The 16441-nt window shown below is 54.9% G+C and carries 16 protein-coding genes; 4 read left to right on the top strand and 12 right to left on the bottom strand.

Features of this window, described 5'->3' with window-relative positions; translation table 11 throughout:
* Nucleotides 1–799: 799 nt before the first annotated feature.
* On the top strand, nt 800–2377 hold the full coding sequence (locus tag ACW73I_RS17720) for an FAD-dependent monooxygenase (protein WP_458030762.1): 1578 nt from the start codon (nt 800–802) through the stop codon (nt 2375–2377).
* A 97-nt stretch (nt 2378–2474) separates the two neighbouring features.
* Here the strand turns inward: ACW73I_RS17720 and ACW73I_RS17715 are convergent, their stop codons facing one another.
* The 10 genes from ACW73I_RS17715 to ACW73I_RS17670 form a co-directional block, all read right to left on the bottom strand.
* Entirely contained in the window at nt 2475–3371 is an 897-nt protein-coding gene (locus ACW73I_RS17715) for a LysR substrate-binding domain-containing protein (protein ID WP_458030761.1), read from the bottom strand.
* A gap of 30 nt (nt 3372–3401) precedes the next feature.
* Nucleotides 3402–4445 carry a sulfate/molybdate ABC transporter ATP-binding protein gene (locus ACW73I_RS17710; RefSeq protein ID WP_458030760.1) on the bottom strand — a complete coding sequence of 348 codons (1044 nt, stop codon included), beginning with the start codon at nt 4443–4445 and terminating at the stop codon, nt 3402–3404.
* Between the two features lie 26 nt (nt 4446–4471).
* Entirely contained in the window at nt 4472–5359 is an 888-nt protein-coding gene (gene cysW / locus ACW73I_RS17705) for a sulfate ABC transporter permease subunit CysW (protein WP_458030759.1), read from the bottom strand.
* A gap of 9 nt (nt 5360–5368) precedes the next feature.
* A complete protein-coding gene (gene cysT, locus ACW73I_RS17700; protein WP_458030758.1) occupies nt 5369–6196 on the bottom strand; it encodes a sulfate ABC transporter permease subunit CysT in 828 nt (275 codons plus the stop codon).
* A 121-nt stretch (nt 6197–6317) separates the two neighbouring features.
* Nucleotides 6318–7322, bottom strand: coding sequence for a sulfate ABC transporter substrate-binding protein (locus ACW73I_RS17695; protein ID WP_458030757.1), 1005 nt, complete (start codon nt 7320–7322; stop codon nt 6318–6320).
* A gap of 36 nt (nt 7323–7358) precedes the next feature.
* A complete protein-coding gene (locus tag ACW73I_RS17690) occupies nt 7359–8852 on the bottom strand; it encodes an alginate export family protein (protein WP_458030756.1) in 1494 nt (497 codons plus the stop codon).
* A 97-nt stretch (nt 8853–8949) separates the two neighbouring features.
* Entirely contained in the window at nt 8950–9135 is a 186-nt protein-coding gene (locus ACW73I_RS17685; RefSeq protein ID WP_458030755.1) for a YezD family protein, read from the bottom strand.
* 154 nt (nt 9136–9289) lie between these two features.
* Nucleotides 9290–10228, bottom strand: coding sequence for a cysteine synthase A (gene cysK / locus ACW73I_RS17680; protein WP_458030754.1), 939 nt, complete (start codon nt 10226–10228; stop codon nt 9290–9292).
* Between the two features lie 117 nt (nt 10229–10345).
* A complete protein-coding gene (locus tag ACW73I_RS17675) occupies nt 10346–11242 on the bottom strand; it encodes an EAL domain-containing protein (protein ID WP_458030753.1) in 897 nt (298 codons plus the stop codon).
* Between the two features lie 234 nt (nt 11243–11476).
* The gene (locus ACW73I_RS17670) at nt 11477–12355 is read right to left on the bottom strand and encodes an AraC family transcriptional regulator (RefSeq protein ID WP_458030752.1); all 879 of its coding nucleotides are present in this window, start codon (nt 12353–12355) and stop codon (nt 11477–11479) included.
* Between the two features lie 240 nt (nt 12356–12595).
* Here ACW73I_RS17670 and ACW73I_RS17665 point away from each other — a divergent pair, with 240 nt between their 5' ends.
* Both ACW73I_RS17665 and ACW73I_RS17660 read left to right on the top strand, forming a co-directional pair.
* Nucleotides 12596–13177 (top strand): hypothetical protein, encoded by a 582-nt coding sequence (locus ACW73I_RS17665; protein ID WP_458030751.1) that lies wholly within the window; start codon nt 12596–12598, stop codon nt 13175–13177.
* Nucleotides 13174–13968 (top strand): class I SAM-dependent methyltransferase, encoded by a 795-nt coding sequence (locus tag ACW73I_RS17660; protein WP_458030750.1) that lies wholly within the window; start codon nt 13174–13176, stop codon nt 13966–13968. Before ACW73I_RS17665 ends, ACW73I_RS17660 begins: the two co-directional genes overlap by 4 nt.
* A 194-nt stretch (nt 13969–14162) precedes the next feature.
* On the opposite strand, the gene ACW73I_RS17655 is transcribed toward ACW73I_RS17660, so the two are convergent.
* Nucleotides 14163–15038 carry an AraC family transcriptional regulator gene (locus tag ACW73I_RS17655; protein WP_458030749.1) on the bottom strand — a complete coding sequence of 292 codons (876 nt, stop codon included), beginning with the start codon at nt 15036–15038 and terminating at the stop codon, nt 14163–14165.
* Nucleotides 15039–15177: 139 nt separating this feature from the next.
* On the opposite strand from ACW73I_RS17655, the gene ACW73I_RS17650 reads away from it, so the two are divergent.
* On the top strand, nt 15178–15759 hold the full coding sequence (locus tag ACW73I_RS17650) for a carboxymuconolactone decarboxylase family protein (protein ID WP_458030748.1): 582 nt from the start codon (nt 15178–15180) through the stop codon (nt 15757–15759).
* Between the two features lie 73 nt (nt 15760–15832).
* Here ACW73I_RS17650 and ACW73I_RS17645 read toward each other — a convergent pair whose 3' ends face one another.
* On the bottom strand, nt 15833–16426 hold the full coding sequence (locus ACW73I_RS17645; protein ID WP_458030747.1) for an HvfX family Cu-binding RiPP maturation protein: 594 nt from the start codon (nt 16424–16426) through the stop codon (nt 15833–15835).
* Nucleotides 16427–16441: the final 15 nt, after the last annotated feature.

The raw sequence follows: 16441 nt of genomic DNA, 5'->3' as shown, positions 1-16441 counted from the left end.
GAGCCGGATGGTGTAACGCTCCAAGTCCGGTTCTGCGAGGGTCGCGACGCGCAAGCGTCGCGACTACTCTCCAATCGTAGGCATGCAGGCTCCCGTTCCTTCGATGATGCTACGCTAGACGGGGCCGCGGGCGGATCGCCGGGTGCCGAATTAGTCAAGAGCCAATGACGTGATGAAACAACACGACGAATTGGATAAATCACTCGGTCGCAATTGCACGAGTAAAACCGATTCGTCGGAGGAACGAGCTCTGTGTATGAATGGTGCCTATTGTCTGTCGGCTTTGGCTTGCGCCTCCACCCCCTATATGTTACGGTGGCCCCAATCAAATCCATGTGCGATTTCATTGTCAGGGAACCCTTCAACGAATTCCCGATAAATTTTTGGATAGTCGTGCCCTGCTTCAACTATTGTCCACGTTTTTGTTTGCTTTTGTAAGTTTTCCACCCCTATATCTCGTACCAAGAAGCGCTAATTGACCACCTCCGTTAATTATTTTAATGTCCGGCAATGAACAAGATTTAGACTATTCAAGCGCTGGTAAATTAGTGATGAGTCTCAGGAGAGATAATCTTCTTAAGGAAATGGATTTAGATCGATTTGTGCGAAGGGGAAAACAACAATTGGCAAAAAACATAACAATGCAAATCCACTCGGACTGCCAAAAGCTGCGGCGTTCCCCTGGTATAAACCTGTTGAGTGAGTCTATGCCGAGAATATTATTGGCCGTTTGTCGAGAAGCCGCGCGATCTCTTCTTTGTGCCGCATGCCGTAGCGGTTAACATCGAGCAGATTCGACATGGTTACAGATGCAAGTGTTCTTGTGGTGGGCGCAGGCCCGACCGGATTGCTCCTGGCTGCGGAACTTTGTCGCCGCGGCGTCGAGTGTCGCGTCATCGATGCACATCCATCACCGATGCGTTGGGACCGGGCGACGGTGGTGCACCCACGCTCGTTGGAGGTATTCGAGTCACTGGGGATTCTCGAACCTCTGCTAGCTGCAGGCGTCAAGCAGCGCATGACCCGACTTCACTCGGCGGGTAGCGTGCTTGGCGAGATCGACCTCTCGACTTGCGGCAGCCGCTACGGGTTCAACATCGGCATCTCGGAAGAAGTGACCGAGTCGATTCTGACCGAGTACCTCCACCGGCAGGGTGGCAAGGTCATTCGCTCCGCGAAGCTCGTCGAACTGGCGGATCACAAGAACGGCCTGATCGCGACCATCCTACGCAATGACACAACGGAGCGAGTCTTCGTCCGCTGGGTGGTAGGGTGCGACGGATACCACAGCTCTACCCGGAAGCTTAGTGGAATCGAGATGTCCGGGTACGACCTGACCAAGCCTTGGGCTGTGTTCGATGCGACCCTTGCGGGCTGGCCAGACTCGTACGAGGCCAACTACGCCTATCTGGACGAGATCCCGGTAATCCTGACCGCGCTTCCCCATCGGCGCTGGCGCGTCTACCTGCGGCCGAGTTCCCCCGAATCCGACCTCGTGACCGATGCTGCTTCCACGATCAAACGCTACCTTCCCACGATCGGCTTCGACGATGTCAGCAACCCGGCACGCTTCCAATGCCACTCGAAAGTCGCAACGCGGTACCGGTCCGGTCGCGTCTTGCTAGCGGGGGACGCGGCGCATGTCTGCTCGCCTGCTCAGGGCCACGGCATGAACAGCGGCCTTCAGGACGCGTTTAACCTCGCCTGGAAGCTGGCGCTCGTCTGCCAAGGGTACTGCACTCATGCCCTGCTCGACAGCTACGACGCAGAGCGGCGTCCGGTGGCGGAGGCGGTCACCGCCTCGGGTGACGAGGTTGAGCGCGCCCAAAGCATGACCGACCCGGACGAACGACGCGGCCGCGACGAAACATTCCGAGAAGTGTTTGCCGACCCGGCGTCGCGGCACCGCGAATCGATCGCCGAAGCGGAGCTCGACATTGACTACGGCAACTCACCGATCGTCATGGGAGATAAGAACGATGTGCTCGCGCCGGGTCAGCGGGTTCCCGACACCATCATGGTTTACCTCGCCAACGGCAAGACCTGCATGCTGCACGAACTGTGCTTCCGTGCCAACCACACTGCGCTGATCATCGGGGGATTGTCGGTGTGCTGCAACAGACTCGCACAGCTCGACAGCTCCCTACGGATCGGTCGCGCCGCGTCGATCATCGAAGCGAGCGTCCTGCTCACTGCCCGATCCGACGATCGGAATCAGTGCGCTTGGATTGCGCCAGCCGCATCCGGCCGGCTTGGCGTCAGCGAGGTCACGCTTCTGGTCGTGCGGCCCGACGGACATGTCGGCCTCCGGGCCGACAGCAACCACCTCGAGGCACTGGCGGCCTACGAGGCGCTGCTAGTGTCGTGCCGAACTTGACCCGAGCGGGAAGGGGCATAACATTACCGAGCCGAACAGCCAATCGTTGGACGACATGTTCAACCGCTGTTAGATTCAAAGTCGCGCGCTACGCCTGTCAAGCATCAAAATTGCTTTCTGTTTGTAGGAGCCCTATGAAATGCTGCAAATAACCCGGCAAATACAATTGCTTGAGAAACGCGATTTTAGTGCGCGATTTCGGAATCAAATCCGAAAGATCAATGGCTTCCAAATCTTGATCATTGGTCGTTTCGTAAGACGTGCCGGCTATGATGCCAACCCCTAAACCCTGTCTTACATAGGTTTTGATGACATCCGAATCGGCTGCGGACAGCGTGACATCCAAAGTCAGGCCCGCTTCGTGAAAGGCCTTTTCGATATTGGAATGTCCGGTAAAACCCGGCGAGTATGTCAGCAACGGAAATACGGCCAAGCGTTTCAAGGTTATTTGAGTCTTTGTCAATGGGTGATCTTTCGGCACGATCGCGACATGATGCCAATCGTAACAAGGCAGTATCACCAGCTTTTCATCGGCATCCAGTTTTTCGGTACAAATCGCCAAATCGGCTTGGTGCCTATGCAATAAGTCGATGATCTGGTCGGGTGACGACTGCACCATGTAAATGCTGATTTGCGGATAGTCATCGCGAAAATGTCCGATGGGCTCCGGCAAAAAATACTTGGCTTGAGTGTGCGTGGTGGCTATGCGCAAGGTGCCGTTACGGTTGTTTTTATAGTCGCGCGCGATGTTGTGGATATTCCGCCGCGCCAAATCGATAGCCTCTATTTCTTTCAGGATTCTATCGCCTAACGGGGTAAAACCGACTAACTTCTTCCCCACCCGCTGTAATAACGGACTACCCAATTCCTCCTCCAACAACTGGATCTGCCGGCTGGCGGCGGATTGCACCACATTGAGCTTGTCACCGGCCTTGGACAAGTTGAAATTGGTCTCTTGCAAAAACCGCAGCAACTCAAGTTGATTGAAATTCATGCTTATCTTTCCCTGCGCATCTGTGCCAATTCAATTAAACCAATGCGCATGCTTGATCCGCAGCGCAACCTTGTCGCCTTTGTGCAAGGCTAACTCGCGAAATTGCTCGTTCGGCATTTCGGCGTAGATGATGGCGGCCGAGCCATTGTGACCGTCGCGGTTAAGTTCCAGCCGTATCGTGCCGCCCAGATGTTGCCAGTCTTTCAGATAAACCGGCGAAGAGCCGGGTTCGGTGAGCTTTTCCACGCCAATGTTATGCGGCCGAACATGGGCCACGATGCCTTTAGGCTCATCGATGATAATGCCCATGTTTTGCAACCAGACGCTGTCTTCATTTTTAAGATGAAACACATTGGTCTGGCCGATGAAGCGCGACACGAAATCGCTTTGCGGCTGGTCGTAGATTTCGCTGGGCGAACCTTTTTGTTCGATCTTACCGTGATTCAGCACCACGATCCGGCTGGCGACCTCCATGGCTTCTTCCTGGTCGTGGGTGACGAAGATGCTGGTAACATGCAGTTCCTGATGCAAATGCCGCAGCCACAGGCGCAAGTCCTTGCGCACGCCGGCGTCCAGCGCGCCGAAGGGTTCGTCCAGCAGCAACACCGAGGGTTCCACGGCCAAGGCACGGGCCAAGGCAATGCGCTGGCGCTGGCCGCCGGACAGTTGGTCCGGAAAGCGGTCGTGCAGCCAATCCAGCTGCACCAGTTGCAACAGCGAGTGTACTTTGTCCTTGATGTGCGCTTCGGTCGGCCGCTGTTTGCGCGGTTTGACCCTGAGTCCGAAGGCGATGTTGTCGAACACCGTCATATGCCGGAACAGGGCGTAATGCTGGAACACGAAGCCGATCTGCCGCTCCTTGACCGGCTGGGCGGTGACGTTGGCGCCTTGCAAATACACCTCGCCGTGGTCGGCCTGTTCCAGGCCGGCGATGATGCGCAGCAGCGTGGTTTTGCCGCAACCGGAAGGGCCCAGCAAGGCGACCAAATCGCCTTCCGGAATCTCCAGATTAATGTCGTCCAAAGCCGTGAAGGCGCCGAATTGTTTGCTGATGTGGTTTAACTGTATGCTCATGATGAAACGCTCTCGATGCGGTTTAGTTAGGTCGGGGCATTGGCGGCGCGGGCCGCTTTCAGGGCTTGTTGCTGCTTCCATTCCAGCAGGGTTTTGACGATCAACGTGACGACCGCCAGACCGGCCAGCACCGAAGCGCCGGCAAAGGCGCCGACGAAGTCGTATTCGTTGTAGCTGACTTCCACATGCAGCGGCAGGGTGTTGGTCAGACCGCGAATGTGGCCGGACACCACCGACACCGCGCCGAATTCGCCCATGGCGCGGGCGTTGCACAGCAGCACGCCGTACAACAAGCCCCACTTGATATTGGGCAGGGTGATCTTGAAAAAGGTTTGCCAACCGCTGGCTCCGAGTGACAGCGCGGCTTCTTCCTCTTCGTGGCCGATTTCCTGCATCAACGGGATCAGTTCGCGGGCCACGAACGGGAAAGTCACGAACAGCGTTGCCAGCACGATGCCGGGCACGGCGAACACGATCTTGATGTCGTGTGCCGACAGCCAGGAGCCAAACCAGCCTTGGGCGCCGAATACCAGCACATAAATCAAACCGGCTATCACCGGCGACACCGAAAACGGCAAATCGATCAGCGTGATCAAAAAGCTCTTGCCGGGAAACTCGAAGCGGGCGATGGCCCAGGCGGCGCTGATGCCGAATACGGTCGTCAACGGCACGGTCACGGCGGCCGTCAGCAAAGTCAGGCGCATCGCCGCCAGCGTATCCGGATGCGTCAGACTATCGGCGTAAGCTGGCCAGCCTTTGGCGAAGGCCTGGATCAGCACGGCCGCCAGCGGCAGAATCAGCAATAAGGTGATGATAGCCAGCGAGCCGGCAATCATCAGCCGGCGCACCCAATGCGGGTCGCCCAAACTCAAATCTTTTGCCGGTCTATTCAGAGTAATGGTTGAACTGTTCATGGACTTTCCTCACAGTTGACCGCTACGGCGGCGCACCCACCATTGCAGCGTGTTGACGAGCAGTAACAACAGGAACGACAGCAGCAGCATGATCAAACCGATGGCGGTAGCGCCGGCGTAGTCGTACTGTTCCAGTTTGGTGATGATCAGCAGCGGCACGATTTCCGACACATAGGGCATGTTGCCGGCAATGAAAATCACCGAACCGTATTCGCCGACGCCGCGAGCGAACGCCAACGCGAAGCCGGTGATGGCCGACGGCAGCACATTGGGCAAAATCACCTTCAGAAAGGTTTGTAAACGGCCGGCCCCCAAACTGGCGGCGGCTTCCTCCATGGCGCTGTCGAATTCCTGCAAAACCGGTTCGACCGTGCGCACCACGAACGGCAGGCCGATGAAGATCAAGGCCACCACGATGCCGGCCGGTTTATAGGCGATCTGCATCCCGCTTGCCTGGGCGATCCATTGACCTATCCAGCCTTTCGGCTCGTAAAGAGTCGCCAGCACGATGCCGGCGACAGCGGTCGGCAGCGCGAACGGCAAGTCGATTATCGCGTCGAACAGCTTTTTGCCGGGAAAGGGGTAACGCACCAAGGTCCAGGCGATGACGAAGCCCAATACGGCGGCAATCGCCGCCGCCAGTAATGACGCGCCGAAACTGATCTGAAACGAGGCGACGACCCGCTTGTTGGTCAAAATGGCCCAGAACTGGTCCAGGCTGAGTTGCAGGGTTTTCAGCAACAAGGCGCTGAGCGGAATCAACACGATCAGCGTCAAATAAAGCAAGGTAAATCCCAGCGCAGGGCGGAAACCGGGCATGATGTGACTTTGGGGCATAAATTGATAAATTCTTTAAGTTAAAAAACAGCGGTGTGATATCTCTCATCCGTTTTTTGTCCGCCGGAAGTGGCGGCGAAGAGGGGACGGCTGTCACCATCCCCGCAACAGTTAGCACCGATCAAGGGGTATAAATTTGGTCGAAGGTACCGCCGTCGTTGAAATGGGTTTCCTGGGCGCTTTTCCAACTGCCGAAAACGTCGTTTACCGAGAAGCGTTCCAGTTTCGGGAAGCGGGCCAAATCGGCAGGATCGACCAATTCCGGTTTGGATGGACGATAGTAGTATTTGGCCGCCAACTTTTGTCCGACCGGCGAATACAAGTACTCCAGATAAGCCTCGGCTAAATCGCGCGTGCCGTGCTTGTCGACGACCTTGTCCACGACCGTGACCGGCGTTTCAGCCAGAATACTAGTGGGCGGCACGACGATTTCGAGTTCATCCGGGCCTAGTTCTTTCACCGATAAAAAGGCTTCGTTTTCCCAGGTGATCAACACGTCGCCGATACCGCGCTGCACGAAGGTGGTGGTGGAACCGCGCGCGCCGGAATCGAGTACCGGTACGTTTTTGTACAGTTTTTTGACGAAGTCCTTGGCGGCATCCTTGCTGCCGAGACTCTTTTCCGCAAACGCCCAGGCCGCCAGATAGTTGTAGCGGGCGCCGCCCGAGGTTTTGGGGTTGGGGGTGATGACCGATACGCCTTCCTTGGTTAGATCATCCCAGTTCTTAATCCCTTTCGGATTGCCTTTACGTACCAGAAATACAATAGTGGACGTATATGGCGCGCTGTTGTTGGGCAAGCGGCTTTGCCAGTCCTTGTTCAATACGCCGGCTCTCTCGGCGATTTGGTCTATGTCGTAAGATAAGGCTAACGTCAACACGTCGGCATCCAGTCCGTCTATGACCGCGCGGGCCTGTTTGCCGGCACCGCCGTGCGATTGTTTGATCTCGACGGTTTCGCCGGTTTTTTCCTTCCAGTGTTTGCTGAATTCCCGGTTGTACTCTTGATACAACTCGCGGGTGGGGTCGTAAGACACGTTCAACAACGATCGATCGGCCTGCGCCAACGGACTGAACGACAAATTCGCAAGCAATGCGCTTAAAGCAAGGGTTTTCAGTGTTTTCATGGTAGTTCTCTTGAATGAACCGGTAAAAAGCCGGGTTTAAAATCTGAGTAGGGTCTGGGCGAAGAAATAATCGGTGTCTTTTTCGCCGTCTTGCGGCAAACCGCCGCGGTTGGGCAGACTGGCCAGGCGATCGAAATAATCGCCCTTGAACCAATGCGAATAGCCGGCCGATAGAATCCAGTTGGAGCCGAAATCGTATTCGGCGATCAGTTCGATATCGTTGCCTAGCCAGCGTCCGGAGCTGCCGCTTTTGTCCTGCAGATTTTTGAAGCCCGGCAAGGCCGAACCGTCTAAAGCATCCTTAGCCTCGGCCAACCAGTTGGCGTGGTATTTGAAGTAAACCTTGATGTCGTCTTTAGGTTTTACCGTCAGACGCCAACCGGCGGTTTCGATATTGGATTGTCCGAAAGGGCCGTATAGGCTGGTCTGTGCGTAATCCGCACGGCGTAAGCCGTATAATCTGTCGAAAGTATGGCTTTCATTGCCGCTTGGATCGGCGGTGCCGCTGGCATAGGTATATTCGGCGACCAGTTGCGGAATCCAGGGCGCATTGAAGGTGTAGCCGACGTCGGCGAAGCCCATCCAAGCGAATTGGTTTTTGCCCCTGCGCTCGCCGGTCTGCACCGCGCTTTCGAAGTCGTAATCCCAGCGGCCGAACTCGCCGTCCTTGAAATCGCTCTTCTTTTTGACCGCTTTTCGGTAGCCATGCGCGCCGAAGGTTGAAAAATTCCGGCTTTTAGCGGGATCCTCGCTGTCGCTGATGCCGAGATAATAAACTTCGCCGTTCAGCCACTTCAATTGCTTGGATTCGAACGCGGTTCCCCAGAACAGGTTTTTGTCGCTGCTGCGATCAAGGGAAGTGGGATAAATGGTAACCGGCGCTGTTAAGAACGCGCGCACCCGCCAGTCTTTGTCGTTCCCCAGAGCAAAATGACCGCCGTCGAAGGTATTGGTGGTATTCGGAAAGTCATTCCGGCCGATCAGCCGGGAATTGCCAAGCTCGAGGGTAAAACGGCCGACATGCAAATCGGTTCTGAGTCCCGAATCCCACACGTTTTTAAAGGTCGCCGAACCGAACAACTGCAGGATATCGAACTCGTCTATCATGCGGCCGATAAAGTCGCCTGGCTGGTTGAAATTCGTACGTGCGTCCTGGCCTTCGAACATCAGCCAGAAGGGGCCATGATTTACCCCGATGTGGACGCGCGATTGCAGCGGCAACTGGGAGTTGTTGGCGTCTCGCTGGCCGTCTCGCCAGTTATTGGAAACATTTTCGTAACGGGTGCGTTGGCTTAAGCTGAATTCCATCCACTCCGGCAGGTTCAATGCGGCCTTGGCCAAGCGGTTCCATTTGATTCGGCTTGACCGGATCAGCACTTCGTCGGGCAATTCCTTCCATTCTTTGGAAAAATACGCCTTTTCGGCTCGGTCGTAGGCCGATTCGATGATAGAACCTTCCTCCGCCCAAGCCGAAGGCGCAAAAACGCCGGTTGACGCCAATATCAGCGCCCGTTTTCGTTTCTGTGTCATGTCGATAAATTCCTTGATCGTTCAGCTGCTTCCGGTTATCCGGTCAATCCGCCGATTATTTCTTTGAGTGGTATCGCCGAGGGTACGGTAGATAGGATTAATGATTAATGGCCGAGTTCTTTATTCGAAACTTCTCGTGTCTATCGATTTGAACAATACGTCCGTCATGCACGACGATTTCAATCGAGCCGAAACGAATGTCCTGCAATATGGTAATGATTTGTCGTGCTATTTCTTGATTTTCCGGTAATTTAATAAAGTCTGCATCAAGGGTTGTATTCATTTAATTCATCCTAATATTTGAATGATTTATTCGCTGGAATTAATCTTAATCAAAATAGAGGATCAAATAAAACGGTAATTATCGATAACCATCTCTAAACTGACGATATGCCAATAATAGATATTAATATCGATATTTTTCATACCGACTATCTTTAAAATAACCGAGTCGTCAAATAGCGCTCACCCGAATCCGGCAGGACGGCGACGATGGTTTTTTTTGCGAATGGTTCTTGCCTGGCATAACGCAATGCAACCGCCACAGCCGCGCCGCTGGAAATACCGGCCAAAATGCCTTCCTCTTTCGCCAGGCGGCGGGCGAATTCGATGGCTTCTTCATCCTCCACTGTTTCGATGGCATCGACCAAACTCAAATCCAGATTTTCGGGAATGAAGCCTGCACCTATGCCCTGAATGGCGTGTGGCATGGCTTTCAATGGCAATCCCACCGTATGCCGTGTCAGTACCGGGCTGCTCGCGGGTTCTACGGCAACCGACAAAAGTGAATGGCCGCAATCTTGTTTCAAGTAGCGGCTGACGCCGGTCAGGGTTCCCCCTGTACCGACCCCGGCAATGAAGATATCGATGTCGCCTTCGGTGTCGCGCCGGATTTCCGGGCCGGTGGTTTGGCGATGAATGGCGGGATTGGCGGGATTACTGAATTGCTCCAACAATAGATAACGATCCGGGTCTGCCGCGGCCAACGCTTGAGCCTTGGCGATGGCGCCCGGCATGCCGAGTTGTCCATCGGTCAAAATCAATTGGGCGCCGTAAGCTTTCAGAAGGCGTTGCCGTTCTTGGCTCATGTTGTCGGGCATCGTCAAGGTCACGGACAAACCGCGAGCCGCCGCCATGGCCGCCAATGCGATGCCGGAGTTACCGCTGGTGGCTTCCAGTAAAATCGTTTCTGGACGGATCAAACCTCGGCGTTCTGCATCCCAAATCAGTGCAGCCCCGACTCGGCATTTCACCGAATAGGATGGATTGCGCCCTTCCACCTTCGCTAACACCTTAGCTTTACAGCCTTCGGTCAAACGATTAAGGCGAATCAGCGGCGTGCGGCCAATGGATTGCAAATTATCGGGGTACCACATGGATTATTTTTTTCGTGAATGAGAGCGGATGCCTATTCATGCTGTTCGGCAAAAAAATCCCGCCACTTGGGCGGGACAGATTGCTTGTCGGAGGCAATGACGACAAGGCAATTCAACTCAGCATTGTGCCGATAAACTAAAACTGCCGAAATGGTGCGGCGCGCCGGACATTAACGCAGACTTTGACGCTGTATGCGGCGGCTGTTGCCACTGTTTGGCGTCGGCCGGGCGCCCCAGATAATAACCTTGCAACAGTGTGGCGCCGCTTTCGAGGGCAATGTCCAATTGAATTTCGTTTTCTATGCCTTCGATAATGGATTGTGCGCCAAGAGTATGTACCAATTCGATCAGATTGGGTAATGCTCGCCGCAACTTGCTATCGTTCTGCGCTTGCTTGATTAGCGATACGTCCAATTTGACGAAATGCGGCGACAGTTTCCAAAGTCGGTCGATATTCGAATGTTTGCCGCCAAAGTCGTCGATGGCGATTTGATAACCCCGATCACGGTAGTTATCGACCGCATGCAGCAAGGTGCTATCCGAATCGACCTCATTTTCTCTGATTTCGATCACAACCTCTCGCGTAGGCACCGAATGCCTATGCAGCACTTGTTCGAATACTTTGCCGTGCGCGGTCACGCTAGCCAATAATTTCGAATGTACGTTCAAAAACAGCTTGCCGCGTCTTTCGGGTAGCGTCAGGTAGTTGAGCATGTGTAACGTTCTGGCAACTCGGTCCAGTTTAACCAGTCTGCCTTCGTTGTCCGCTACGCTAAAAGCAAGGCCGGGGGTAACCGCTTCAACACCTGTGGAAGGTCTGAGCAAGGCTTCGTATCCCAATAAGCCTTCGGAGGTTCGGGTGTCGAAAATCGGTTGAAACGCGCTGCGTAAACGCAAACCGATGAAGCGGCTCAATACTTCATCCTGTTCGATTTCCAGCCGGAAGTCGTCCAGATTCAGGTAAAGGACACGTTCCAACTCGTCTCTGACGGCGTCTAGTGTGCTCTTGATCATCTCTCGTTCCTCGAAAACCGTTAATACGGTTTGGAGAATACAGAGAACGGTTTCTGAAATAAAACGATATTATTAGAACGACTTATCTGTAAAACTCATAAACAATAAACCCTGTTCCGACCGGTGCATGCTAAGTCGGCGTAGGTCGGGCTTATCCCAACAACACCGAAAGCAAAAACCAGCTAAAGGAGTTGATATGAGCGGCTCCGGCCGCCGCCGGCATGATGCCGGAATTCAAGCGTCTTTCAAAGGCAAATAGATGTCGGTGACTAATTCATTTTCCGGCACATCCGGAAACAGGTTTAGGTAATGAAAGAAACAAGGAAAATTCCTTAATTCTTCATTGCTTTCCGGCAGCCATGTCCGATACAGAAAACGTATCTTATCGTCCATCGCTTCGTGTGGGCCTACATGGCGGATCACCGCACAACGTCCGCCCGGGATGGTTTTGGTGACGACTCCTTGCGGATTGTCCGGTACATCCGCTTGGACCGAGCCGCAGAGGTCGAATCTGAAATCACGGGGAGCCGTGGTTTCGGGGTCGTCGTAGGCGAGTCCGTAGGTATTGCTGGTGGTTGGCGGCGATAATCGGCTGGTCTTGCGCCATTCGATAAACACCGCTATCGAGTCGTTTAAGGTATCAACCGCTCCGCGATGCTCTAACACGGCGACTTTAGTTTGTTCAAATTCCACGATATTTACCTGCATGTCGATTTTTCCTCTTGGTCCGGGTAAACGGTATTTTTGATGCCAGGTTTGCCAGTCGGGTTCTTTTCGGAATTGCGAAGGCGTCTGGCCAAACTGTTTTTTAAATGCGCGGGCAAACGATTCCGGACTTTCGAATTTGGCCTCGAAAGCGATATCGATAATCCGCAAATCCGGGCGAAATGCCAACTGGTAGGATGCCCGCTTCAAGCGCGTTAACTGAATAAATCTGAAGACGTTAATCCCCATATATTCAGAAAATTGCCTATGGAAATGATATTTGGAAAACAGCGCAATCCGGCACAAGCGGTCAACGGTTAATTCTTCATCCGGATTGCCGCGGATGTAGTCGCATACGCGGTCCATTCGCTCTTGATACGAATTGATTTGTTTGGCTAGCTCGGTCATTGTTCCTGCAGTCACGAATATCTTTTAGGCGGAGCTTATTCTGCCATGCTCCGCAAGCGGTATCCTGACCGTAATTGCTATGTTAAAGCCGATATTTTCGGGCGGACTCGCTTAGCCGGCCACTGCGCGACGGCAGTCTTCTTCCGAATGCAAATTTTTTACGGAAACAGGCAACCGGCCGATAGGCATGCGCCGCATTGCCGATTAGAATGCGTGCTAGCCTCTTCGTTCCGAATCAAAATGCCGTTCAAACCCTTACTCAGCGCCATGGCCATTGCCTTAACCATAGTCGCATTGCTGCCTTACATCCGCGCGATCTTGCGCGGCGCCGTGCAAGCGCACGTGTTTTCCTGGGTGATTTGGGGAAGCACGACTTTCGTGGTGTTCCTGGCGCAACTGGCGGACCGCGGCGGTGTCGGTGCTTGGCCCATAGGCGTGTCGGGCAGTTTGACCATTCTGATTGCGTTTCTGGCCTTTCGGCGGCGGGGCGACTTAACTATTACCCGTAGCGACTGGGGCTTTTTCGCCGCGGCTTTATCGGCCTTGCCGTTGGGGTATCTGACCTCCGATCCGTTTTGGGCGGTGACGGTATTGACGGTCGTCGACGTGCTGGGTTTCGGGCCGATATTGCGTAAGGTTTATGCACAACCGTACAGCGAATCGCCCGGGTTTTTCGGCTTGTTTGCGCTGCGCAATGTGTTGGTTGTCCTGGCGTTGGAGCACTATTCCCCAACCACGCTGCTGTTTCCGGTGACGATCGCGGCGGCCTGCGTGTTGGTGATGGCGCTAATCGCGGTCCGCAGGCGCGCCGTGACGGCATGAACGATAACACCGAATCGCCTGCGGCCGCAGCCGATCAAGCCAACGACCGCCGCATTCTGGCGTCGTGGGCGGCCAATGCCGGGCCGTGGACGGCCGCCGTACGCGAAGGGCAAATCGCCGGCCGCCGCCTGGCCACCGACCGGGCCATCATCGACGCCGTCGTCGCTTGTGCGCCGCAGTCGGTACTGGATATCGGCTGCGGCGAAGGCTGGCTGGTACGGGCACTGACCGAACGAGGCATTCAGGCGGCCGGCGTCGACGCCATTCCGGCGTTGATCGAACAAGCCCGCCAAGCCGGCCCGGAAGCCTATTACCTGGCGTCTTACCAGGACATCGCCCAAGGCCGGTTCCGGTTTCAGGCCGACGCACTGGTCTGCAATTTTTCCCTGTTCGGAAAAACCTCGGTCGAAGCGCTGTTTACCGCCGCTGCCGGCTTATTGCATGCCCACGGCCGCTTGATCGTGCAAACCCTGCATCCGCATGCAGCCTGCGGCGACCAGCCTTACAAAGACGGCTGGCGCGCCGGCTCGTGGCAGGGGTTCAGCCCGGACTTCAGCCACCCGCCGCCGTGGTATTTCCGAACCCTGGCCGGTTGGGCGGACTTATTCGCAGGTAACGGCTTCGAGATCGCCGAAATTCGCGAACCCGTAAATCCGGAGACCGGGCAACCGCTGTCCATACTATTCACGGCGAACGCCAAGCCGACGCGCCGGCAGCCTGCTTGTCGCCATAGTAACAACGCCCCCACGCCTCTCAGCCTGACCCGCCGCTCCAGGCGCCGGCCGCTTTGATCGAACAGTCTTTGCCATTCAGGCATGGCGCGTTCGCGGCCGCCGATTGCCGTCAGCATTTGCATGTCGAAACCGGCGCCGCTATCGGCCAATGAACAAGACATCCAAAATAACTCAGAATCAATCTGTTGAATGGTTGCTTTTGCTTTAAGTTCGGCCTTTCAATAACTAACACTTCCTTTGAAGATAAGTTTCTAAGCGCGTCTAAATGAGCCAGGTGCGACCCCAATATGGCGTTTAAAGGCTTTGCTAAACGCCGGCGCCGACTCGTAACCGCACCTTTCCGCCACGCGTTCCACTGTCATGCTCGGCTCCATCAACCAGTGAGCGGCGATTTGCAAGCGCCATAGCGTTAGGTATTCGATGGGCGAATAGCCGATCAAGGCGGTAAATTTCTCCGACAACACCGACTTGGAAACGCCGGACTGAATGCATAATTCGCTGAGCGTCCAGGCCTGCCAAGGCTGCTCGTGGATCAAGCCCAGCGCTTTGGCCAAGCGCTTATCCTGCATGGCCGCAAACACGCCTTCGCGCACCAAGTCTTGCTCGATGCAATGACGAATCGCCAAGACGAACACACTATCGCACAAGCGCTCCACGACCGAATCGCTGCCAAAACGGGGCGTTGAGGCTTCGCCAATCACCAGTTCGAGCAATCGCGTCAAGATTGTTCCCGCCTCGGTTTGCCGGATCACGATTTCGGCTGGCAGCGCCTGCCATAACAGGGATTTTGGGACAGCCAATTGAATTTCGCCGCAGACGAAACCGGCTTCACTGTCCTGCCAAGGCGTCATATGCGTGTCGGTCGCATCACCGGGCAAATCCTCGGCGCTGTACGACAGAAAATGTCGCGCTGCATGCGGCAAAAACAGAATCAAATCGCCGGCATCCAGCGCCAAGGGGTCGGGCCAGCGCGGCGAATGGACAAAACCGCGTCCCTTGCTGACCAAGTGAAACCAAACCGAGGTTTCCGAATTATGGTCCATCAACCAGCGCCCGCACACCCCACCCGAGTAGACCAATTTGGCATGTAGATTCAGGCCGTTGATCAGCGAGGTCAAGGCATCCATCGCTGATTCCCGGAATTTCGGACAAGCACGCCGGAAGCGTGCGCATGGGATGAACCGGACGTTTTTCTTAACCTATTCCCGTCGAAACGAATTCGCATCGGCATTCCACCTTGTGTTTTTAAATTAAAGGAGAGACATCATGTCCCAATTTCAAATTCATTCCATTCTGACCGCCAATGCCACGGCAAAACCTTTACTGGAAGGCTCGCTGAAAAAATATGGCTTCGTGCCCAATCTGCACGGCGGCTTGGCCGAAGCGCCGGCGGCTCTGAAAGCCTATATCGAATTAACCGCCTTGTTCGATCAAACGTCGTTTAGCACGACCGAACGGCAAGTCATTTTGCTGGCCATTAGCGCCGAGAATCATTGCACTTATTGTGTCGCTGCGCATTCGATGATCGCCAAACACATGGTCAAAGCCGATCCGGCGATTGTCGAAGCCTTGCGCAACGGTAAACCGCTACCGGACGCCAAATTGGACGCTCTGGCAAGTTTTAGCCGCGCGGTGGTGAAAAACCGCGGCGTAGTTGGCGGGCAAACCTTGGACAAATTTATCACGGCAGGCTACAGCCGGGCGCAGGTATTGGAAGTGTTGCTGGGCGTGGCGTTCAAAACCTTGAGCAACTACACCAGCCATATCATTCATACTCCGCTGGATCCCGCATTCCAGGCCGAAGCCTGGGACGAACCGGCGCAATGCGGCAGCCGGCAGTGTACTTGAACGCGTAGCTGGTCAAGGTATGCGCAGAATGATTCATCTTGATCGTTCCCGTCCGAGCGGAAACCCGGAATAATCAATAACCCGATCCCCGCTTTTGCGGGGATTTTGCCGATACTGAAGCAGCGCGTCGTTTTAACCAGGCATCAACGCCCACCCGGCCGCTGCCGCTCAATAGCAGCGAGCCGAGCAGGAACAAATAGATTAACGGCAGTTTGTAATTGCCATGGCCTTGGTCGGTGATGGCATAGCCTTGCCATAATTCGGCCAGGCTGTGCCATTCGGTAGGCCAATGCACGGCGGCGATGGCAACCACGGTCAACATCATCAGTGCCGCGCTGAAGAAACGGGTCATAAAACCTAAGACTAGTGCAATCGGGGCGATGATTTCCAGACCGGCGGCCAAGGTCCAGCTCAAGTCGGCTGACAATAAGCTGAACGGAAACGGAAAGCTCAAATCGGCAAACCAATTCTCGCCGTGGAGCTTTTCCAGACCGGCTTCGCCGAACTCGTAAGCCAGCAACAGGCGTGGAAAGATCGGCGCCAAGCCGTGCAGGTGACGATCAAACCAGCGAGAAAGCCGGTTGAAAATAGTGCCCAACCGCTCGATGCAGGACGGAATCAGGCAGGTCGTGCAAGCGTTTTCGGCAGATTTTATGAGGTCGGTCATGGTCAAAGCTCCAAA

Source organism: Methylomonas sp. MgM2 (genome assembly GCF_054172045.1).
The sequence above is the reverse complement of the archived record's forward strand: the minus strand, read 5'-3'. Positions and strand labels throughout refer to the sequence as shown.